Genomic DNA, 21,280 nt, shown 5'->3' with positions numbered 1-21,280 from the left:
GCGCATCATGCCCCAATTCGCGAAAATCGCAAAGAAATGCCGCACAGGACAGGTGGACATTCAAAACAGGAAATACCGCTGCGCCATAGGCAGCACGGTCGCCGGCTCGCAGGTCAGCAGCTCGCCGTCGGCGCGAACCTCATAAGTTTCCGGATCGACTTCGACATGCGGCGTCGCGTCGTTGAGCACCATGGAGCGCTTGCCGATGCCGCCGCGCGTGTTCTCGACCGCGATCATCGCCTTGTCGACACCCAGCCTGCCCTGCAGTCCGGCGTCGAGGGCGGCCTTCGAGACGAAGGTGACCGATGAATTGGTCAGCGCCTTGCCATAGGCGCCGAACATCGGCCGGTAGTGCATCGGCTGCGGCGTCGGGATCGAGGCGTTGGGATCGCCCATCGGGGCCGCGGCGATCGAGCCGCCGACCAGCACCATCTCCGGCTTGACGCCGAAGAAGGCCGGATTCCACAGCACCAGATCGGCGCGCTTGCCGACCGTGATCGAGCCGATCTCCTTCGATAGGCCATGCGCGATGGCCGGATTGATGGTGTATTTGGCGATGTAGCGGCGGACGCGGAAATTGTCGTTGTCGCCGGTCTCGCCGGGCAGCGCGCCGCGCTGGCGTTTCATCTTGTCGGCGGTCTGCCAGCAGCGGATCGCCACCTCGCCGACACGGCCCATGGCCTGGCTGTCGGAGGAGATGATCGAGAAGGCGCCGATGTCGTGCAGTATGTCCTCGGCGGCGATCGTCTCCTTGCGGATGCGGCTTTCGGCGAAGGCGATGTCCTCCGGGATCGACGGCGACAGATGATGGCAGACCATCAGCATGTCGAGATGCTCGGCCAGCGTGTTGACCGTGTAGGGCCTGGTCGGATTGGTCGAGGACGGGATGACGTTGGGCAGGCCGCAGACCTTGATGATGTCGGGCGCATGGCCGCCGCCGGCGCCTTCGGTGTGGAAGGCGTGGATGGTGCGGCCCTTGATGGCCGCCACCGTGTTCTCGACGAAGCCCGATTCGTTCAGCGTGTCGGTGTGGATCATCACCTGCACATCGTAGGCGTCGGCGACCGACAGGCAGCAGTCGATCGCCGCCGGCGTCGTGCCCCAGTCCTCATGCAGCTTCAGCGAGCAGGCGCCGGCCAGCACCATCTCTTCCAGCGCCGCCGGCTTTGACGCGTTGCCCTTGCCGGACAGGCCGATGTTCATCGGGAAGGCATCGAAGGATTGGATCATGCGCGCCATGTGCCAGGGGCCGGGCGTGCAGGTGGTGGCTAAAGTGCCATGCGCCGGGCCAGTGCCGCCGCCCAGCATCGTGGTGACGCCGCTCATCAGCGCTTCCTCGATCTGCTGCGGGCAGATGAAGTGGATATGCGCGTCGAAGCCGCCGGCGGTCAGTATCTTGCCTTCGCCGGCGATGATCTCCGTGCCCGGGCCGATGATGATGGTGACGCCAGCCTGCGTGTCCGGATTGCCGGCCTTGCCGATCGCAGCGATGCGGCCGTCCTTGAGGCCTATATCGGCCTTGACGATGCCGAGGAGCGCGTCGACGACCAGCGCATTGGTGATGACGGTATCGACCGCGCCGCCCGCCCGCGTGACCTGGCTTTGGCCCATGCCGTCGCGGATGACCTTGCCGCCGCCGAATTTCACTTCCTCGCCATAAACGGTGAGGTCTTTTTCGACCTCGATAAACAGCTCGGTGTCGGCAAGCCGCACCTTGTCGCCGACCGTCGGTCCATACATCTGCGCGTAGGCGACACGGCTAATCCTGGCCATCAGCGATTGCTCCCGAAATTCAGCTTGCCAAAACCAACGTTGTTTGGGCGCGGGCTGCACATTGTCGCCACCCAATGGTCACGCAATGACCCGCTCGGCGACACCTTGAGCGCCCATTTGGACGTTCCTCTCGGGCGCTTGAGGCGGGCGAAACCACTCCAAAACCGATGGAAGGAATATCCATGCGCAAAGCGATAGTTCTCGCCGCGACCGCCACCCTGATGATGGCGGGCGCCGCGAATGCCCAGCAGCAGCCGACGCCGCAGCCCAGCCCGGCGCCAACCGCTCCGGCTGCACCGAAAGCTCAGCCCGCGGTGCCGGCGATCCAGAGCGTCAACGTCGTCGACATCACCGAACTGCCCAAGGACACACAGACACAGGTCAACCAGATCGTGGCGCAGCGCGGCGATGCCGGCCTGCAGACCTTGCGCAAGTCGATCGACTCGACGCCCAAGGTGAAATCCGCGCTTCAAGCCAAGGGCGTGACCTCCGCGCAGGTGATCGCGGCCAGCATGCAGCCCAACGGCGCGCTGACGCTGATCACCAAGAAGGCGAGCTGATTGCGCGCCCAGGCGGGCCGCATCGCGGTCCGCCAACCATATCTTGAAGGGAATGCGGGCCGCCTGCCCGCTTTTGAAGGGAACCTGCGGCCAAGCAGGACCGTTTCGCTGTTTTCGCCCCGTCACGAGTTCAGTCAGGAGCGAGCGATGGCGAAGTGCCGTGCAAAATGGAGTTGCGTGGCTGCCGCCGCGCTTTTGGTGGCCGCGCCCCACGCGGCACCCGCGGCGCAGCCGTTGGACAGCGGCAAGCCTGCCGCGGTGATCGTCGATTCCCACATCCGTCAGGAAGAGACGCTCTCCAGCACGGAAGCCGGAAAGGTCATAACGGCTATCGACCGCACCCGCGAGAATATCGGCACGGTGCGCAAGACCACCAAGCTCGACACGGTCGACATCGTGTTCCTGACCGATGCGGCGCGCAGCGAAGGCGGGCCGCCGCCGGCCATCGAGAACAAGGTCAAGCAGCATAAGGACGATGTGGCCGAACTGCGCCAGGAGATCGAGGCGAATGCCCTGCTCTTCAACGCGATCGATTCGCGGCGCCTGCAGGCCGAGGACGTGCTCGCGGTGGAGTTCGACAATCCCGGCAGGATCGTCATCTATGCCGCCGCCAAACCCCCGAAGTGATGGCCGCCGAAGTGATTTGAGCGCGCCGGCCACCGTCACAACTTGCCCATCACCTTCTGCTGGAAACCATAGACCTCGCGCTTGCCGCCCAGCGGCACCAGCGTGACATCGCGCTCCTGTCCCGGCTCGAAGCGCATGGCGGTGCCGGCGGCGATGTCGAGCCGCATGCCGCGCGCGCGTTCGCGGTCGAATTTCAGGCCCTCATTGGTCTCGAAGAAATGATAGTGGCTGCCGACCTGGATCGGCCGGTCGCCGCTGTTGGCGACCTTGAGCGTCACCTTCGGCAGCCCCTTGTTGAGCTCGATCTCGCCTTTGGCCGCAATGACTTCGCCGGGGATCATCGCGCCCTCACAACACGCCGAAGGCGAGGCCGACGCCGACCGCAGCACATGCCGCACCTGCGGCGCGCACCAGCCGGCGGAAGCGCAGGCCGAGGCCGAGAGCGGCCGCGATGCCGATGCCGTGCAGCAGCGCCGTGGCCACCGCGAAGCCCGCCATATAGTCCAGCCCGCCGGCGTTTTCCGGCACTTCCGTGCCATGGGCGTGACCGTGGAATAACGCGAACAGGCCGATGACGGCGACACCGGCCGAGACCGGCAGGTCGATCGCCAGCGCCACGAGCAGGCCGAGCGCCACGACGGAAGCGAGGATGCCCGGCTCGACGAAGGGCACCGGCACATGCAGCATGCCGAGCCCACCGCCGAGCAGCATCACGCCGACAAAGGCAAGCGGCCAGGCCCAGATCGCCTTGCCGCCCTTGAGCGCCGCCCACAGGCCGACGGCGATCATGACCGTCATGTGGTCGAGGCCGGACAGCGGATGCGCGAAGCCGGCGGCAAAAGACGAGGTGGAGCCTGCGCCGACATGGGCGTAGGCCGGCATGGCGGCCGCCAGGAAAAGGATCGCGGCAAGTGTGGTACGTTTCGTCGAAGCGGGGATCATCTTTCTGCCCTTCCAATTGACCTGTTCAAGCGGCCTTGCGCGGACCGCAGCCTTCGGCCTTGAGCACGCGCCTGGTCGATGGCGGATACTTCGTCAGCCTGGCCGCCGGCCGGATCGGCCGCGGCGCGAAATTGCCGCCGCAATTGGGGCAGACGCCGCCCAGCACATTGTCGACGCAGTCGGCGCAGAAGGTGCATTCGAAGGTGCAGATCAGCGCATCCGCCGCCTGCGGCGGCAGATCCTTGTCGCAGCATTCGCAATTCGGCCTGAGCTCCAGCACGGGTCGTTCTCCTCACCTGATCGGTTCGTGCACGGTCACCAGCTTGGTGCCGTCGGGAAACGTCGCCTCGACCTGGACGTCGTGGATCATCTCGGCGATGCCGTCCATGACCTGGGCGCGGGTCACGACATGGGCCCCCGCCTCCATCAGTTCCGCGACCGGGCGGCCGTCGCGCGCGCCCTCGACGACGAAGTCGGTGATCAACGCGATGGCTTCGGGGTGGTTGAGCTTGACGCCGCGCTCCAGCCGCTTGCGCGCCACCATCGCCGCCATGGCGATGAGCAGCTTATCTTTTTCACGCGGCGTCAGGTTCATGCGATGTCCCGGTATTCCAAATCAGAGTGACCACAATTTAGGCAGACCCGCCCGCCCATTGAGCAGTTCGACGAGCGGAACCAGCCGCTTGCGGAGCAGGTAACCGTCGCCGGCACAAAGCCTCGCAAGAAGCTTGCCAGATCGGCCGACGCTCCAGAAACTGGCGCCGCCGATAACGGGGCCACCGATGGCGGGATCGCCGATGATGGCGCGGGCCGGCTCCAGCAGGCTTTCAGCCCGCGGCGAAACGAGCAGCAACGTGGCGACGGCCAGCGCGCCGCCGGTCGCCGCCGGCCGCTTGAGCGTTGCCGCGATATCCGGGCCGATCCGGAAATCCTCGGCATGGATCAGCGCGCCGCCCTGGCGGACCCGCCAGCGGTCATGGAAACGGCCTCGAACCGTCCGCTCGCCCATCGCCAGCCGGCCGAACAGCGCGGCTTCCAGCACCAATGCCTCGGCATCGTCGCCAAGCTCGACATCCAGCGTACGGGCGAAGGCGGCGCGGTCGAAAACGATGGTTTCCTGCGGTAGCCAGGCCAAGCGGCCACCTGGACCGACCCGCAGGCGGACGCTTGTCTCGGCCCTGTCGGCGGCGGCGCGATAGACCTTCTCGCAGGCCTGGGTGGTGATGGCGGCGGAGGCGTCGGCGCCGACCTCGACCGTCCAGCCGAGACGATCGCCGCCGGTCAGCCCGCCAGCCGTGTTGATCAGCACCGCCTCGAGCGGATCGCCTTCTACCGCCGGCAGGCGAATCTTGGCCGATCCGTCCTGGTAAAGCCGCTGCAGGCGCGTCCGACCGTCGTTTTTGCCGCAGAAAAGCCTGCCCAAGCCGGCAACACGTTGCGCGGCAAGCAAGGAAAGGGGTGCCAAGGGCGAGGCAGGTTGGGATGTCAAGGTGTCGTCGATCATGTCCATGATCCAGGTTAAGCACTCCGGCGGCTTTGTCGATATCGCTTGTTGCTTGACATCGTTTCGGTTTCTATAGAGGGAAGCCACCTTGGAGCGGTCGCGCGGTACCTGGCGAGGTAAGGGCGACGGTGTTTGTTGGGTCCGGGAATCAAAAAGGGGCGCTGATCAGTTGGCGTCGGGCAACGACAGGGGAAGGAACCGAATGGCTGACCAACTGACGACCGAGATCATCGAAAAGATCAAAGCGCACGCCGATACCGGCGGCGAGGAAATCACCACCAGCACCGATCTTGGCACGCTCGGCATCCATTCGTTGGAGCTGACCGAGATCATCTTCGATCTCGAGGAAAAATACGGCATCGAGATCGAGATGAACACGGTCGACGCCTGGAGCAATCTCAAGAACGTCGGCGACATGGTCGAGGCGGTTCGCGAACTGATCGCGAAAAAAGCCTGACTTCATGCAGAAACGCGTCGTCATCACCGGCATTGGCGGGATTTGCGGGCTTGGCAATGGCGTGCCGGCGATGTGGGACGCCATGCGCGCCGGCCGCTCGGCCATCGGCCCCATCGACAACCCGTCGCTGCATGACCTCAAGGTCAAGACCGGCTGCGAGATCAAGGAATTGCCTGACCATGGCATCGACCGCAAGCAGGTCGTGTCGATGGACCGCTTCAGCCTGCTGGCGGTGATCGCCGCGCGCGAGGCCATGCGGCAGTCCGGATTGACGGCGCATGCCGACAACACCTACCGGATGGGCGCAATCGTCGGTATCGGCGTCGCGGGCTTCGAGACCATCGAAGAGAATTACCGCGCCATCCTGCTCGAGGGGCGCAACCGCGCCGCCATCTTCACCGTGCCGAAAGTGATGCCGGGCGCGGCCGCCGGCCAGGTCAGCATGGCGCTCGGGCTGCGCGGCCCCGTCTTCGGCGCCACTTCAGCCTGCTCTTCGGCCAACCATGCGATTTCCTCGGCCGTCGACCAGATCAGGCTCGGCCGCGCCGACGTGATGGTCGCCGGCGGCACCGAAGCGCCATTGGTGTGGGGCGTGCTCAAGGGCTGGGAGGCGCTCAGGGTGCTTTCGCCCGACACGTGCCGGCCGTTCTCGGCCGATCGCGCGGGCCTGGTGCTCGGCGAAGGCGCCGGCATGGCGGTGCTTGAAAGCTACGATCACGCGATGGCGCGCGGCGCCACCATTTTGGCCGAGATCGCCGGCGTCGGGCTTTCGGCCGACGCCTCCGACATCGTCGCGCCGACCGTCGAGGGACCGGAGGCGGCCATGCGTTTCTGCCTGGCGGATGCCGGGCTCAATCCGGAAGATGTCGACTATCTCAACGCGCACGGCACCGGCACCAAGGCCAACGACCAGATCGAGACCGCGGCGATCAAGCGCGTCTTCGGCGAGCATGCGCGTTCGCTTTCGGTGTCGTCGACCAAGTCGATGCATGCGCATTGCCTCGGCGCTTCCGGCGGGCTGGAGATGATCGCCTGCGTGATGGCAATCCGCGACGGCATCGTGCCGCCGACCGCCAATTACCGCGAGCCGGACCCGGAATGCGACCTCGACGTGACGCCGAACACGGCGCGCGAACGCAAGGTGCGCGCCGCGCTCAGCAACAGTTTCGCCTTCGGCGGAACCAATGCGGTGCTGGCCTTCAAGGCGGTCTGATCGCAGCCGGTCCGTCGACTGTGCGTGCATGGCAAGCCGCTTGCCGGTGTATTGATCCGGGCCGGGCGGGACCCTAACTCTTTGCTCACCCGCCATGAGCGCCGCCCGGCGCCGATCCGCATCCGGAGTTTCCGATGACCGACCTGTCCGCCTTTCCGATCGCCAAGCGCTGGCCGGCCAAGCACCCCGACCGCCTGCAGCTCTATTCCGCCACGACGCCCAATGGCGTGAAGGTCTCGATCGCGCTGGAGGAGATCGGCCTTGCCTATGAGCCGCATTACGTCGACATCGGCAAGAATGAGAGCTGGACGCCGGAATTCCTGTCGCTCAACCCGAACGGCAAGATACCGGCGATCATCGACCCGGACGGCCCTGGCGGCAAGCCGATCGGACTGTTCGAATCCGGCGCCATCCTGCTCTATCTGGCCGACAAGACCGGCAAGCTCATTCCCGCCGATCCGGCGCGGCGCTACGAGGCGATCCAGTGGGTGTTCTTCCAGATGGCGGCGATCGGCCCGATCTTCGGACAGGTCGGCTTCTTCCACAAATTCGCCGGGCGCGAGATTGCCGACAAGCGGCCGCTGGAGCGTTACCGCGACGAATCGCGGCGCCTGATCGGCGTGCTGGAGACGCGCCTCAAGGGCCGCAAGTGGATCATGGACGACGACTACACCATTGCGGACGTGTCGATGCTGGGCTGGGTGCGCAACCTGATCGGCTTCTACGAGGCGCGGGAACTGGTCGGCTTCGACGATTTCCCGATCGTTGCCGAGTGGCTGGAGCGCGGCCTGGCGCGGCCGGCGGTGAAGCGGGGCCTCACCATCCCGGCGAAGGGCTGAAGGCGGTTCCGGTAAAGGCGTGCGGTGGTGGGAACAAAAAAGCCCTGCGGGCGCACTTGACCGAGGTCGATCGCGCGGCCCATGCCGGACTGGTTTCGACGCTCGGCAAAAAGGCGCTTTGGCTGGAAGGTGGCGGTGGGCGCGGCTAGCGCTCACGTTGAAGACTAGCCGAAACCCCCGTCGTCATACTCGGGCTTGATCCGAGTATCCATGCCGTGACCTCTGCCGTAGAGGGCAACGGTGCAGAATTCTGCAACCAGAGCAATGCTTTAGCGTCACGGCATGGATTCCAGAGTCTGCGCGCGTCGCTTCGCTCCTTGCTCCGCCTAGAATTACGACCGAGCTGTCGTGGCGGCCAATCGCGAAGGTCCGGCTCGGCGACTTCGCCGTCCGGAATCGCGTAAAAGGGCTATTTCGCCTTGGCCTTGGCGCCACCGCGGCCGAACACGGACGCCGCGAGCCGTGCGGTAGCAACGACCGCTCCTGTGGCGACGCCTGCCACGGTGCGGATCGGCCCTGACTTCTTTGCCGCCGGCTTGGGGTGCTTCGCGGCCTTGGCCACGACCTTGTGGACCGCGCCGGGCGTCACTCTCTTGGGCGTCGCCTTGCCGAAACTCGGCTTGGCGTCTTTTGATCGCTCCGCGATTGCGGGGCCGGCGCCAGCCTTGGCCTGCGTCGTCCTGGATTGGTTGGCCTTGCCTTTCTTGGGCGCGGGTTTTCTGCTGTTGGTTGCCATCTGACGGCTCCTGCTCTTTTCTTTTCGCAACTCCGGACGAAAAGCGCTGCTCGCCTTCCTGGAATTGCTCCGGCGCCGGACAATTCGGGATAGGGGCATAACGGCGTGAAAACCTTAAAGTTCCCGCCGGAAACTATTGAAAATTGAGCAGGTTAACCAATGACCAGTCATTAACCAATGACCATGTCGGCCTGCCGGCGCCGCGCCAGCACCCGCTCGATATTGGGCATGTCGTTGGAGGCGATCCAGGCGCGGGCGTCCTCGTCGGACTTGCCATGCTCGCGCCAGCGCTCCATCAGGCGGCGCTCGAGCTCAGCCCGCGGCACGTCGACGAAGATGGTGAAATCGAACAGAGGCGCCAGCCGCGACCACGGCTCCTCGTCGAGCAGCAGGTAGTTGCCCTCGACCAGGATGAACTTGGCGTCGGCGCCGACGATTTCGGCGGCCGCGCGCGACAGTTCGATGCTGCGATCGAAGACCGGAATGGCGATGTCGGGCTCGCCCGAGCGGATGCGCTTCAACAGCGTCTCGAAGCCGGCGAAATCGAAGGTCTCCGGCGCGCCCTTGCGAGGGCGCAGGCCGCGACGGTCGAGGATGATGTCGTCATAATGGAAGCCGTCCATCGGCACGACCTCGGATGAGCCCTCCGGCAAAAGCTCATGCAGTGAAGCGGACAGTGTCGACTTGCCGGAGCCGGGCGGACCGGCGATAGCGACGACGAAGCGCTTGGCCTTGCCGGCGCGCTTGAAGATGGCGGCGGTGATATGGGCGATCTCGGACATCGGCGGCTTTCCGGCTGCGGTTCGGCTGGCATCTTGGCGGGTATGGATGGAAATTTCAAACCTGGTTTCTTGATGCCGAAGTATCGACCGCTTTCCCGCCTTCGAGATTAGCCGAGACGCCCATCCCATCGTCATCCACGGGCGGAGCAAGGAGCGAAGCGCTTCGCTCCTTGCTCCGCCCTGGAATGACGAACTAACGGGCCCTACGCCGGAACAGAACGCCCGATGCGCAGGAAGCCACCGTCGAAGGGCAGCTCCCGCGCCGCGCCGCCGGCGGCGAGGACGCGCAGGCGATCAGGCGCCGATTCCAGGCCGCCCGGCGGCTCGGCCTCGTCGAACGGAACCCCACCGATGACGTGGCGGAACGAGACCGACCGCCCCTCGGCGAGCGCGAAGGCCGTCGCCACGCCTTCATGCTTCAGCCAGTTGTCGCCGAGCGAGGCGGCGTGGCCGACGGCCGTGCGGCCGTCCTCGACGCCGAGCACGCCGATATGGCGGCCGCTCCAGGGCGCGTAGTCGCGACCGCCATTCGAGAACCACAGCATGGTCACCGGCAGTTCGGCCGGGTTCTTCAGCACCAGCACAAGGTCCTGCTCGGCGCGGCGGGCGATCGCCGTCCAGCCCGGGCCGCCGTGATCCGCCTCGACCAGGGTGATGAAGTCCTCGCGCCGGTCTTCCATGCGGTAATCGGTGAGGTCGGTGGTGCCACCGGCGGCCAGCGGGAACCGCGCGAGATCGCCGGCGCGGGCCGGATAGGCCAGCATGGACCGGCCGCGCGCCGGATCCGGCTCCGGCGGCGTCGGGGGCGTGACCGCCATGCGCTTGGGCGAGAAGGCTAGCCGGCCGCCGCCCTTCATCACCGTCATCGGATGATGGGCGACGGAGATCGCGCCGGAGCCGCCGGAAAAGATGTGTTCCTGGTAGAGGAAGGGGTGGCCGTCGCGCAGCGTGAAGACCTTGTCGATGGTGGCGCCTATGACCTTGCGGCGCAGCCGGAAGACGGCGCGCCAGCCGCCCGCGATGGCGCCGTTCTCGACGACGTCCCACGCACTGTTGGCCGACCACCCATGCAGGGGTGCCGCCTCGACATCGCTAGTGGAGAACGGCGCGCAGAGGAAATCGCCGGACAGGCGGACCGTGCCTTCGGGCAGGTTTTCCGGCAGGCTTTCGCGCGGCGATCCGACCCAGGGGGCGCGATGCAGGGGTTTTAGAACGCGACCGTCGGCCTCGATATCCATCGCGGCGATATGGCCGACCGCGAGATCGAGCGAGACCGAGATGCCTTTTGCGCCGATCGTGACCGTATCCATGAATGCCTCCCGCGAATCTTTGAGGGTAGCAAAGCCTGTCCGATTGAGGGCGCGCAAGCGGGGCAATCGGCATTTTGCATCAGACGCGGCCGGAGCCGCCACTTGTGGTCGCAGACGCTTGCCCTTAGTGCCCTGCCGGGCATTTCTCCCCGTAAACGGGGAGAAAGAGGCATACTACTGCCTCTTATACTCCCTGACCGGCGATTTCGTGCCGTCGGTATAGGTCACCTGCACCGCCATCGACTTCACGTCGTCCTTGACCTTGAAATAGGGCTGGTAGTCGGAGGGAATGGCGTAAGGGTCCTTGGCGTCGCAAGGCGGCATCTTGATCTCCTTATCGAGCCCCGTGCCGTTCAGGCTGTAGTGCAGTTCCTTGATGGCGCAGCGGTAGGACAGCATCTGGGTGAAATAGACGAGGCCGTGATTACCGCCGGAGTCGAAGGCGATCCATGACGTCCAGAACTGGTCGAGGATCTGCTTGTTCTCCTGCTGCAGCGCGGCATCGGGGTCGAAGCGGATGGCGAAGGGACCGGTCTCGCGGCCCCGGATGTCGAGATATTTGATCGCGATGGTGGACGCGGCGGTGCTGTCGGGCAATTCGAAGCTCGGATTGGGCATCGGCTTGCCGGTGCGCTGGTCGTTCATCGCCATAGCCCCGGTGTCGGTGAACGGGCCGGAATCGCCGAGGCGCCAGGAGATCGCCGTCGCGGGCTCGGGCAGCGAGATGGTCATCGACCAGCCGGCATTGGAGCGCATAGGCGTCAGCGTCGGCACGAAGCGCGATGGGTCGAGCACGTCGCCAAGCGCGGTCAGCCGGCTGCGGCTGCGGTCGAGCCAGTCGGCCAATTGCGTCTGGTCGACAAAATATTTGAGCAGGCCGCCGTCCTTCTCGTAGGAGGCGAATTTGGTCAACGCCTGCGCCTCGCTGCGCTTGTCGGCGAGCGTCTGGCTGCCCAGGCGGTCCTCGGAGAACTCCTGCGCCAGCAGAAAGTAAGCCGGCGCGTAATCCGGATTGACCGCGATGAAAGCGTTGAGCTTGTCGAGCCGCTGGGCATCGTCGAACTGCAGGAGGTGGACGAGCTTGATCGACGGCGCCTTGGCCTTTTCGGCCAGTGAGCCGAACACTTCGCGGGCGCCGGCCTTGCCGTCCTGGACCCTGAGCAGCGTGGCGAAGCGCGTATAGGGATCGATGGCGTCGACATCGAAGCCGGCAAAGGCGAGGTAGGAACGGCGGGCGTTGAGCATGTCGCCGGCCAGCTCATAGACGCGGGCATTGTGGTAGAACTCGTCCGGACGCTTCGGATCGGCGATCGCGCCTCCCTGGGCCGAAAGCTGCGCAAAGCCCTTGGCGATCGTGTCGATCGAAGCGGCGATCTGCTCGGTCGTCGCCTGCAGCTTTTCGGCCTGTGCCTGCTGCTGTTGCTGGCCCGCGGCGAGTGTGTCGGTGGTTTGCTTGACCGCCTCGACGGTTTTCTGTGTCTGAGCGCCTTGCTCAGCCTGCTGCTGCTGGGCGGAGGCGATCTGCTCGGATTTCTGCGCGACCGTATCGGTCGCCTGCTTCACCGCCTCCACGGTCTTCTGCGTCTCGGCGGCCTGGGCGGTCTGCCTGGTCTGCGTCTGCGCGATCTCTTCGGTCGTCTTTGCCACCGCGTCGGTGGATTTCTTGACGTCCTCGACGGTCTTTTGCGTTTCGGTGACGGTCTTTTCGATCTTCGCCACTTTTTCGGAGACGATGCCCAGCGACTGCTGCAGCTCGGCGACCGCCGGCACGAGATTGGCGATCACGCCGTTCTGCGAATTGGTTTCCTGCTGGATACCGTAGATGCCGCCGGCGATCGCCGCGGCGCTAGTGGCGAAGATCAGCGCCGGCATGGCTTTTGCCGCCAGCACCAGGCGCAGCACCATGGCGATGGCGATGATCAAAGCCGCGACCGCGGCGCCGAGCGCGATATAGGCGGCGAAGGGTCCGAGCGGGTTGAGCACGTCGCCGACCGCGCCGCTGATGAAGGCAAAGCTCGCCGCCCATTTGCCGGTGCGGCTGAGCGAGGCCCTGAGCAGCGAAGTCGTACCCGTGGCGATTTCCGACATGCCGATCCCCCCAAATCGATGCGCCATCATAGCGGCAAGGGGGCGGGGATGGCAAAGCGGGGGCTGGCTATTGGCGAAAGCCTAACCAGCATCCGATCTCCCCCAAGGGGCCTACAAGGGGAGATCAGCCGGCGCCTCCGCCTCGCCAACCAAATTCACTCAGCTATTTTCATCCCCACCCCTTGGCATTGGCTGGCGCCATGCCATCATCGCGCATCGGCTGTGGAGGCCGATTCTACCTCGGGGGTCTTCATGTCCATCTCTTTCGCGCGCCGCGCTGCCGTCGCGCTTTTGCTTGCCGTGCCGTTCGCACCCGCCGCTCATGCCGGCGACGTCACGTTCCAGATCAAGAACAACCATCCCAACGCCATGCGCGTCGAGCTCTACAGCCAGGACCGCGACTATGTCTGGCCGGGCGAGGGCAAGGATTTCTACCTCGACGACGGAGAGACCAAGCAATTGCCGATCTCCTGCAACGAGGGCGAGAAGATCTGCTACGGCGCCTGGGTCGACGGCGACGAGAGCACCTATTGGGGCGTCGGTCCGAACAACAAGGAAACCTGCGAAGACTGCTGCTACACCTGCAGTGGTGGCCAGACCGAGGAGATCGACCTGGAGCAGTAGCGGGAGGCGTTTCCCCTTCTCCCCTTGTGGAAGAAGGGAAAGGCTGCCCATCCTCCCAGCTTGACGCCCTTCGCACCGCCGCCCTAGCCTTGCCTCAACCCACCAGAGGAGAGCCCCATGGCAGGCACGGTCGAAGGCGAGAAGATCGACGTTTCTTTCAGCGGCAAGCGCTGCATCCATTCGCGCAATTGCGTGCTCGGCAACCCGCATGTCTTCGTGCCCAACGCTCCGGGCGAGTGGATCCACCCGGAGGCGGCCAGCGTCGAGCAGGTCGTGGCGCTGGCGCAGAATTGCCCGTCCGGCGCCATCACCTACAACCGTAAGGACGGCGGCCCGCAGGAGAAGCCGCCGGTGGTCAACACCGTGCGGTTGAGGGAGAACGGCCCGCTGGCGGTGCATGCCGAGATCGTGCTGGGCGACGAAACCCTCTTGCGCGCCACGCTCTGCCGCTGCGGCCTGTCGCAGAACAAGCCGTTCTGCGACAACAGCCACATCAAGGGCGGCTTCACCGCCACCGGCGAGCCGCCGCTGAAGGAAGCGCAGGTGCTGGAAGCACGGGATGGCCCGCTGAAGGTCACGCCCACCGTCAACGGCCCGCTCAAGGTCGAAGGCAATGCCGAGATCGTCACCGGCACCGGCCACACCATCGCCCGCACCACCAAGGTCTTCCTCTGCCGCTGCGGGCATTCGGCCAACAAGCCGTTTTGCGATGGGAGCCATAAAAAGGTGGGGTTCGTGGGATGACAAGCGCCGCGCCGGCGTTAGTTAAGGATGAGGTTTCGCGCTCGGGAGGATATCCATCATGCGCACCATGCTCGTCCTTGCTTTGCTTGCCTTGGCCATGCCCGCCTATGCCGCCAATCACGCGGTCCAGATCAAGGGCATGAAATTCAACCCGTCGAAGGTCAGCGTTGCCGTTGGCGACACCATCACCTTCACCAATGCCGATCCGATGACGCACACCGCCACCGCGCTCGATGGTTCCTTCGACACCGGCCAACTCGCCACGGGCAAGAGCGCCAAGGTCAAGATAACAGCCGCCGGCGCGCACCCATTCCACTGCGCCATCCACAGCTCGATGAAGGGCACCGTCACGGCGAAGTAGGCGGCGCTGAGGGCGCCCGCAACCCAAGCCTTGAGACGTCGGCAGGACAGCCCCCTCTCTGTCCTGCCGGCCATCTCCCCCCAAGGGGGAGATCAGATGTCACGCCGGCTTTCGCAATTCCCCAACGTTGCAAGGGGAGCGCCGGCGCTGAAGCTGCCAATCTCCCCCCTTGAGGGGGAGATGTCCGGCAGGACAGAGAGGGGGGCCTCGCGCCGACATTTCTTAGCGCCCAACGCCGCATCCTTGGCCCATCCCTCCCTCCTTTATCCGCCAGCGCGTATCGGCTAAGGGGCAGACATCAAACCTCTTGCCCGGACTGCCGCCCCAAATGACCGCCAAACCTCACCCTCTCTTCCTCGGCATCGACACCGGCGGCACCTACACCGACGCCGTGCTGTGGTCCGAGGAAGGTGGGCCCAAGGGAAAAGTTCTGGCCAAGGCGAAGTCGCTCACCACGCGCCACGATCTCGCCGTCGGCATTTCCGGAGCGGTGGACGCGGTGCTTCAGCAATCCGGCACCGACCCGGCCGCCATCAAGCTGGTCTCGATGTCGACGACTTTAGCCACCAACGCGCTGGTCGAGGGCCAGGGTGGGCGCGTGGCGCTGGTCATGATCGGCTTTTCCGAGGCCGACCTTGCCCGTGATGGGCTCAAGACCGCGCTGGGCACCGATCCCGTGGTGTTCTGCCCCGGCGGCCATGACGTGCATGGCAATGCCGCAAAACTCGACCTTTCAGGCCTCGAGGCGGCGCTCCCCGAACTCGGCGGCTCGGTGTCGGGCTTCGCCGTCTGCGCCTATTTCGCCACACGCAACCCGGCGCATGAGCTTGCGGCCCGCGATCTCGTCCGCGAGAAGACCGGCCTGCCGGTCACCGCCAGCCATGAGCTGTCGGCCAAGCTCGGCGGCCCGCGCCGCGCGCTCACCACCCTACTCAACGCCCGCCTGATCTCGATGATCGACCGGCTGGTCGCGGCGACCGAAGGTTTCCTCGCCAAACGCGGCATCGCGGCACCGCTGATGGTGGTGCGCGGCGACGGCGCGCTGGTGTCGGCGGCCTTCGCCCGCCAGCGGCCGATCGAGACGATCCTCTCCGGCCCCGCCGCCAGCCTTGTCGGCGCCCGCCACATGACCGGGCTGGACGACGCCATGGTCTCGGATATCGGCGGCACCACCACCGACGTCGCCGTGCTCGATGGCGGCCGGCCGCGCCTCGACCCGGAAGGCGCCACGGTCGGCGGTTTCCGCACCATGGTCGAAGCGGTCGCCATGCGCACCTTCGGCCTCGGCGGCGACTCGGAAGTGGCGCTGGAAGACGGCGCGCTCGACCCGAAAATCCTGCTTGGACCGCGCCGCCTGGTGCCGCTGGCGCTTTCCGGCATGGTGCATGGCGAGGCGGTGACGTCGGAACTGGAGCGCCAGCTGCGCGCGCCGAACCCCGGTCGCATGGACGGGCGCTTTGCCGTCCGCACCGGCGTGCCGGACCGGCTCGCCGCCGGCCTCACCGCGCCGGAAGCAAAACTCTACGAGACGATCGGCGCCACCCCGCTGGCGCTCGATAGGCTGCTCGCCTCCAACGCACAGAACGCCACGCTGAACCGGCTGGTGGCGCGTGGTCTCGTGCACATCAGCGGCTTCACTCCGTCGGATGCCGCGCATGTGCTGGGAAAACAGGCCAATTGGGACGCCGCCACCGCGCGCCTCGGCGCCGAGCTCTTCGCGCGCCGCCGCGACGGCCGCGGCCAGGCGATTGCGGCGACGCCGGAAGCATTGGCCGAGCGCGTGCTCGTCACGCTGACCCGCTGGTCGGCCGAATACATCCTCGAAACTGCCTTCGCCGAGGACGGGCTGGACGGCGCCGCCACCGTCGCGCACGCGCTGGTGCAGCGCGCGGTCGACGCCCATCCGGGCATCGCCCGCTTCACCGTCGCGCTCGACCGCCCGGTCATCGGCCTCGGGGCGTCGGCGCCGCTGCATTATGCAGGCCTGCCGCCGCTCGTCGGCAATGGTTGCATCGTGCCGGAAGACACCGACGTCGCCAACGCGCTCGGCGCCGTGGTCGGCCAGGTTCGCGTCTCGGCCGAAGCCCGCGTCAGCCAGCCCAAGGAAGGCCTGTTCCGCCTTGCCTCCGGCCAGACGGTGCGCGACTTCATCGACGAGGACAAGGCGATAGCGGCGGCCAAGGCCGATGTACGCGCGATCGCCGCCGAGCGCGCGAAAGACGCCGGCACCGACAGCGCCGAGATCGACGTCGCCACCGAGTTCAAGGTCTCGACCATCGAGGGCCAGCGCATGTTCATCGAGGCGCATGTGGTGGCCGTGGCGTCGGGACGGCCGCGGATCGCGGTGTGAGGGCGCCCTTTTTCCTTCTCCCCTTGTGGGAGAAGGTGGATCGGCGCGCAGCGCCGAGACGGATGAGGGGTGTTCCAGCGGAGTGAGACGCTGGTTTTCCCTGGAGCACCCCTCATCCGTCGCCTTCGGCGACACCTTCTCCCACAAGGGGAGAAGGAGAAGGCAGCGCTCCCTACACCCTAAGCCGAATTGACCCCGCAACCCCAAACATGCCAAAGGCCCGGCAAGCTACCTATCTGGAGACGTGCAGATGATCGACCGCATCGAGATCGCCGGGTTGCAGATTGCCCGGGAGCTCCATGACTTCGTGGCCGAAGAGGCCGCAGTCGGCACCGGCATCGACGCCGAACAATTCTGGACCGGATTTTCAGAGATCGTCCACGACCTCGCGCCGAAGAACCGCGCGCTGCTGGCCAAGCGCGACGCCATGCAGGAAAAGCTCGACGGCTGGTATCGCGAAAACGGCGCGCCGATCGACATGGAAGTCTACAAGAATTTCCTGAAGGAGATCGGCTATCTGGTGCCGGATGGCCCGGCCTTCAGTGTCAGCACGGATCATGTCGACCCCGAGATCGCCGTCGTCGCCGGGCCGCAGCTCGTCGTGCCGGTGATGAATGCGCGCTATGCGCTCAACGCCGCCAATGCGCGCTGGGGCTCACTCTACGACGCGCTCTACGGCACCGACGCCATTCCCGAGACCGGCGGCGCCGAGAAGGGCAAGGGGTTCAACCCCGCGCGCGGCGCCAAGGTGATCGCCTGGGCCAGGGATTTCCTCGACCAGTCGGTGCCGCTGACCACGGGCAGATGGGCCGGCGTCAATGGGCTGACGGTCGAGAACGGCGCGTTGAAGCTGGGCGAGGGCGCCGGCGCCACGACGCTCGCCGACCCGAAACAGTTCGCCGGCTATCGCGGCGATGCCGCCAATCCCGAAGCCGTGCTCCTGGTCAAGAACGGGCTGCATATCGAGATCGTCATCGACCGCGCCAACCAGATCGGCAGGACCGATGCCGCGGGCATCGCCGACGTCATCCTGGAATCGGCTCTCACCACCATCCAGGACTGCGAGGATTCGGTCGCCGCCGTCGATGCCGAGGACAAGGTCGTCGTCTACCGCAACTGGCTTGGCCTGATGAAGGGCGACCTCGCGGAAGAGATCACCAAGGGCGGCAAGAGCTTTACCCGCACCCTCAATCCGGACCGCCGCTACACGGCGCCGAATGGCGGCCAGCTGCTTTTGCCCGGACGCTCGCTGATGCTGGTGCGCAATGTCGGCCACCTGATGACCAATCCGGCGATCACCGACCGCGACGGCAACGAGGTGCCGGAAGGCATCATGGATGCCGCGCTCACCGCGCTGATCGCGCTGCAGGATGTCGGGGAGAACGGCCGGCGCGCGAATTCCCGCGCCGGCTCGATGTATGTGGTGAAGCCGAAGATGCACGGGCCGGAAGAGGTCGCCTTCGCCGTCGAGATTTTCGACCGCGTCGAGGCGCTGCTCGGCATGGCGAAAAACACCATCAAGATGGGCATCATGGACGAGGAGCGGCGCACCACCGTCAACCTCAAGGAAGCGATCCGCGCCGCGAAGGAGCGCGTGGTGTTCATCAACACCGGCTTCCTCGACCGCACCGGCGACGAGATCCACACCTCGATGGAAGCCGGCCCGATGATCCGCAAGGGCGACATGAAGCAGGCCGCCTGGATCTCCGCCTATGAGGCCTGGAATGTCGATACGGGCCTCGAATGCGGGCTGGCCGGCCACGCCCAGATCGGCAAGGGCATGTGGGCGATGCCCGACCTGATGGCGGCGATGCTGGAGCAGAAGATCGCGCACCCCAAGGCCGGCGCCAACACCGCCTGGGTGCCGTCGCCGACAGCCGCGACGCTGCACGCCACGCACTATCACAAGGTCGATGTGCACGCCGTGCAGGCGGCGCTGAAGAGCCGGCCGAAGGCGAAGCTCGACGATATTCTCTCGGTGCCGGTCGCGGTGCGGCCGAACTGGACGCCGGATGAGATCCAGCGCGAGCTCGACAACAATGCGCAGGGCATTCTGGGTTACGTCGTGCGCTGGATCGACCAGGGCGTCGGCTGCTCGAAAGTGCCTGACATCAACGACGTCGGCCTGATGGAGGACCGCGCCACGCTGCGCATCTCCTCCCAGCACATCGCCAACTGGCTGCTCCACAAAGTGTGCTCGGAGATCCAGGTGCGTGACTCGCTGCAGCGCATGGCCGCCATCGTCGACCGCCAGAATGTCGGCGACCCGCTCTACCGGCCGATGGCCCCTGACTTCGACAATTCCATCGCCTTCCAGGCCGCCTGCGACCTGGTGTTCAAGGGCACGGTGCAGCCCAACGGCTATACGGAGCCGGTGCTGCACGCGCGGCGGCTGGAGCTGAAGGAGCGAGAGCGGTAGCGCGGCGTCGGCCATCCCTTGAGGGCCCGCAAGGAGCGGAGATTGACAGCGTTGCCAGCGGCGCGAACCTCCGAAAGCTGGGCAAATGCCTTCTTGCCCCCCGTTAACCAGTTGGACGCGGCACATGGGTTACGTTAGCTTCGCCGCGTCTCAGCAACAGCTTTAGAAACGTTCTTGCCCCGTCCCTTCCCTTTCCTCCAGAAACTCATCGCCATATTGGCATTGCTCGCGCTGGTCGCCGGCTGCACGACGGCCGCGCCGCCGGAAAGCGTGCTCGCCGTGCCGGCGCAGCCGCAGAAATATGCCGCGATCGTGGTCGACGCCTCGTCGGGCAAGACCTTGTTCGAGGTCAATTCGAGATCGCAGCGCTATCCGGCGTCGCTGACCAAGATGATGACGCTCTACATGCTGTTCGAGGTGATGGAGAGCGGCCGTGTCAGCAAGGAAACGCGGATCCCGGTTTCCGACCACGCCGCCTCACAGCCGCCGACGAAACTGCGTTTCAGGCGCGGCGAGACGATCGACGTCGATTCCGCCATCCGCGCCATGGTGGTGAAGTCGGCGAACGACGTGGCGGTGGCCGTGGGCGAATATCTGGGCGGCGGCTCGGAGGACCAGTTCGCCGCCATGATGACCGCCAAGGCGCGCTCGCTCGGCATGAGCGGTACCAGTTTCCGCAACGCCTGCGGCCTGCCCGACGACGGCCAGGTGACGACGGCGCACGACATGGCGGTGCTGGGCATGGCGCTGGAAAAGCGCTTCCCGCAGCATTTCCACTATTTCTCCGAAAGCGACTTCATGTTCCGCGGCCGGCTGGTGCGCGGCCATAACGACATGCTGGGGCGCGTGCGCGGCGTCGACGGCATCAAGACCGGCTATATACGCGCCTCCGGCTACAACATCGTCACCTCCTACAATGCCGACGGGCGGCACCTGATCGTGGTGGTGATGGGCGCCGACTCGGCGCGCCAGCGCAACGACCATGTCGAGGCGCTGATCCAGAGGAGCCTGGGGCCGACGACCGCCGATGCAAGCCAGCCCAGGCTGATGTATTCCGGGCAACAGCCCTCTGCCGCGCCGCTTCCCGGCTTGCCGCAGGCGGATTCGGCTTTGCCAGGGTTGCCTCCGCCCGGTTCCGTGGCGTCCGCGTCGCCGCAGCCCAGCCAGCCGGCATCCGATTTTCCGTCGCCGGACCTGGCATCGCCCGGCGCGCCACTGCTGCCACCGGCGCAGTAGGGCGGCGGAGCGAGGGGGAAGTCTGAGACGTCGGCGGGACAGCGCCCCCCTCTGTCCTGCCGGACATCTCCCCCGCAAGGGGGGAGATTGGCAGCTTCGGCGACGGCGCTCGCCCTGCAACGGCTGCGATTGGCGAAGGCAGCCGTGACGGCTGATCTCCCCCCTTGAGGGGGAGATGTCCGGCAGGACAGAGAGGGGCGAAGGAACGCTGCCTATCTCGTTCTGAGGGTTCCCCGCCGTTGCTTATCTGACCACCAGCACCGGGATCTGCGTCAGCGACACCACTTCGGCGGTCTGGCTGCCCAGCACCAGGCGGCCGATGCCGCGGCGGCCGTGCGAGGCCATGACGATGAGGTCGCTGCCTTCCGCACCGGCGACCTCGAGGATCGCCTCGGCGGGCGTACGGTTCTCGATATGCAGGGTCTTCGCCTCGACGCCCTTCGCAGCGGCCTCGGCCTTGCATTTGTCGAGCACCTCGCGGGCGTATTTGCGCGCGCTTTCCTCGTAATTGACCAGTTCGTCGGCGGCGACATAGCCGGCCATGGCGCCGCCCCAGGCGAGCGCCGGGAACGGCTCCGAGACGGTGACGAAGGCCACGGCGGCGCCGAGGCCCTTGGCCAGTTCGAGACCATGGGCGACGCCCTTCTGGGCCAATTCCGAGCCGTCGGTGGCGATCAGGATTTTCTTGTACATGGTGGCGATCCCTCATTTGCGG

Annotated in this window: 22 protein-coding genes; 11 read left to right on the top strand and 11 right to left on the bottom strand. The window is 66.0% G+C overall.

What is annotated here, in order from left to right; genetic code table 11:
• Positions 1–60: 60 nt before the first annotated feature.
• The gene (gene ureC / locus RFM52_RS01375) at positions 61–1,773 is read right to left on the bottom strand and encodes an urease subunit alpha (RefSeq protein WP_430699224.1); all 1,713 of its coding nucleotides are present in this window, start codon (positions 1,771–1,773) and stop codon (positions 61–63) included.
• 182 nt (positions 1,774–1,955) lie between these two features.
• Between ureC and RFM52_RS01370 the strand changes: the two genes are divergently transcribed.
• Positions 1,956–2,333 (top strand): hypothetical protein, encoded by a 378-nt coding sequence (locus tag RFM52_RS01370; protein ID WP_320294061.1) that lies wholly within the window; start codon positions 1,956–1,958, stop codon positions 2,331–2,333.
• Between the two features lie 147 nt (positions 2,334–2,480).
• Positions 2,481–2,960, top strand: coding sequence for a hypothetical protein (locus tag RFM52_RS01365; RefSeq protein WP_320294451.1), 480 nt, complete (start codon positions 2,481–2,483; stop codon positions 2,958–2,960).
• Positions 2,961–2,995: 35 nt separating this feature from the next.
• Here RFM52_RS01365 and RFM52_RS01360 read toward each other — a convergent pair whose 3' ends face one another.
• Genes RFM52_RS01360 through RFM52_RS01340 form a run of 5 tightly spaced genes read right to left on the bottom strand, consistent with a single transcriptional unit; the run spans position 2,996 to position 5,406 of the window.
• Complete coding sequence (locus RFM52_RS01360; protein ID WP_320294060.1) at positions 2,996–3,301, bottom strand: urease subunit beta; 306 nt, start codon at positions 3,299–3,301, stop codon at positions 2,996–2,998.
• Positions 3,302–3,308: 7 nt separating this feature from the next.
• A complete protein-coding gene (locus tag RFM52_RS01355) occupies positions 3,309–3,902 on the bottom strand; it encodes a HupE/UreJ family protein (protein WP_320294059.1) in 594 nt (197 codons plus the stop codon).
• Positions 3,903–3,927: 25 nt separating this feature from the next.
• Positions 3,928–4,182, bottom strand: a complete 255-nt coding sequence (locus tag RFM52_RS01350) for a DUF1272 domain-containing protein (protein ID WP_320294058.1) — start codon at positions 4,180–4,182, stop codon at positions 3,928–3,930.
• 12 nt (positions 4,183–4,194) lie between these two features.
• Positions 4,195–4,497, bottom strand: coding sequence for an urease subunit gamma (locus tag RFM52_RS01345; RefSeq protein WP_041003069.1), 303 nt, complete (start codon positions 4,495–4,497; stop codon positions 4,195–4,197).
• A 21-nt stretch (positions 4,498–4,518) separates the two neighbouring features.
• Complete coding sequence (locus tag RFM52_RS01340) at positions 4,519–5,406, bottom strand: urease accessory protein UreD (RefSeq protein WP_320294057.1); 888 nt, start codon at positions 5,404–5,406, stop codon at positions 4,519–4,521.
• A gap of 202 nt (positions 5,407–5,608) precedes the next feature.
• Between RFM52_RS01340 and RFM52_RS01335 the strand changes: the two genes are divergently transcribed.
• The 3 genes from RFM52_RS01335 (at position 5,609) to RFM52_RS01325 (ending at position 7,915) form a co-directional block, all read left to right on the top strand.
• Positions 5,609–5,863 carry an acyl carrier protein gene (locus RFM52_RS01335; protein ID WP_126063251.1) on the top strand — a complete coding sequence of 85 codons (255 nt, stop codon included), beginning with the start codon at positions 5,609–5,611 and terminating at the stop codon, positions 5,861–5,863.
• Between the two features lie 4 nt (positions 5,864–5,867).
• Entirely contained in the window at positions 5,868–7,076 is a 1,209-nt protein-coding gene (locus tag RFM52_RS01330) for a beta-ketoacyl-[acyl-carrier-protein] synthase family protein (protein ID WP_320294056.1), read from the top strand.
• A 134-nt stretch (positions 7,077–7,210) separates the two neighbouring features.
• Positions 7,211–7,915, top strand: coding sequence for a glutathione S-transferase family protein (locus tag RFM52_RS01325; protein WP_320294055.1), 705 nt, complete (start codon positions 7,211–7,213; stop codon positions 7,913–7,915).
• A gap of 409 nt (positions 7,916–8,324) precedes the next feature.
• On the opposite strand, the gene RFM52_RS01320 is transcribed toward RFM52_RS01325, so the two are convergent.
• From RFM52_RS01320 to RFM52_RS01305, 4 genes are all read right to left on the bottom strand, one after another.
• The gene (locus RFM52_RS01320; protein ID WP_320294054.1) at positions 8,325–8,651 is read right to left on the bottom strand and encodes a hypothetical protein; all 327 of its coding nucleotides are present in this window, start codon (positions 8,649–8,651) and stop codon (positions 8,325–8,327) included.
• A gap of 170 nt (positions 8,652–8,821) precedes the next feature.
• Entirely contained in the window at positions 8,822–9,433 is a 612-nt protein-coding gene (locus RFM52_RS01315; RefSeq protein WP_320294053.1) for a nucleoside triphosphate hydrolase, read from the bottom strand.
• Between the two features lie 203 nt (positions 9,434–9,636).
• Positions 9,637–10,743, bottom strand: a complete 1,107-nt coding sequence (locus RFM52_RS01310) for a hypothetical protein (protein ID WP_320294052.1) — start codon at positions 10,741–10,743, stop codon at positions 9,637–9,639.
• 174 nt (positions 10,744–10,917) lie between these two features.
• Positions 10,918–12,831 carry a methyl-accepting chemotaxis protein gene (locus RFM52_RS01305; protein WP_320294051.1) on the bottom strand — a complete coding sequence of 638 codons (1,914 nt, stop codon included), beginning with the start codon at positions 12,829–12,831 and terminating at the stop codon, positions 10,918–10,920.
• 252 nt (positions 12,832–13,083) lie between these two features.
• Here RFM52_RS01305 and RFM52_RS01300 point away from each other — a divergent pair, with 252 nt between their 5' ends.
• The 6 genes from RFM52_RS01300 to RFM52_RS01275 all read left to right on the top strand — a co-directional run bounded on the left by RFM52_RS01300 (position 13,084) and on the right by RFM52_RS01275 (position 20,565).
• Positions 13,084–13,455: a hypothetical protein gene (locus RFM52_RS01300; protein WP_320294050.1), complete on the top strand. Its 372-nt coding sequence runs from the start codon at positions 13,084–13,086 to the stop codon at positions 13,453–13,455.
• Between the two features lie 117 nt (positions 13,456–13,572).
• Positions 13,573–14,199, top strand: coding sequence for a CDGSH iron-sulfur domain-containing protein (locus RFM52_RS01295; protein WP_320294049.1), 627 nt, complete (start codon positions 13,573–13,575; stop codon positions 14,197–14,199).
• Between the two features lie 58 nt (positions 14,200–14,257).
• Positions 14,258–14,560, top strand: coding sequence for a cupredoxin domain-containing protein (locus tag RFM52_RS01290; RefSeq protein WP_320294048.1), 303 nt, complete (start codon positions 14,258–14,260; stop codon positions 14,558–14,560).
• Positions 14,561–14,888: 328 nt separating this feature from the next.
• Positions 14,889–16,910, top strand: a complete 2,022-nt coding sequence (locus tag RFM52_RS01285) for a hydantoinase/oxoprolinase family protein (protein WP_320294047.1) — start codon at positions 14,889–14,891, stop codon at positions 16,908–16,910.
• 250 nt (positions 16,911–17,160) lie between these two features.
• The gene (locus RFM52_RS01280) at positions 17,161–19,329 is read left to right on the top strand and encodes a malate synthase G (protein ID WP_320294046.1); all 2,169 of its coding nucleotides are present in this window, start codon (positions 17,161–17,163) and stop codon (positions 19,327–19,329) included.
• Between the two features lie 174 nt (positions 19,330–19,503).
• Positions 19,504–20,565 carry a D-alanyl-D-alanine carboxypeptidase family protein gene (locus RFM52_RS01275; protein ID WP_320294045.1) on the top strand — a complete coding sequence of 354 codons (1,062 nt, stop codon included), beginning with the start codon at positions 19,504–19,506 and terminating at the stop codon, positions 20,563–20,565.
• A gap of 243 nt (positions 20,566–20,808) precedes the next feature.
• Here RFM52_RS01275 and RFM52_RS01270 read toward each other — a convergent pair whose 3' ends face one another.
• Complete coding sequence (locus RFM52_RS01270; RefSeq protein ID WP_320294044.1) at positions 20,809–21,258, bottom strand: universal stress protein; 450 nt, start codon at positions 21,256–21,258, stop codon at positions 20,809–20,811.
• Between the last annotated feature and the right edge of the window lie 22 nt (positions 21,259–21,280).

The organism is Mesorhizobium humile (assembly GCF_033977215.1).
Taxonomy (GTDB): Bacteria; Pseudomonadota; Alphaproteobacteria; order Rhizobiales; family Rhizobiaceae; genus Mesorhizobium; species Mesorhizobium humile.
This window is presented reverse-complemented; position numbering and strand designations above follow the sequence as displayed.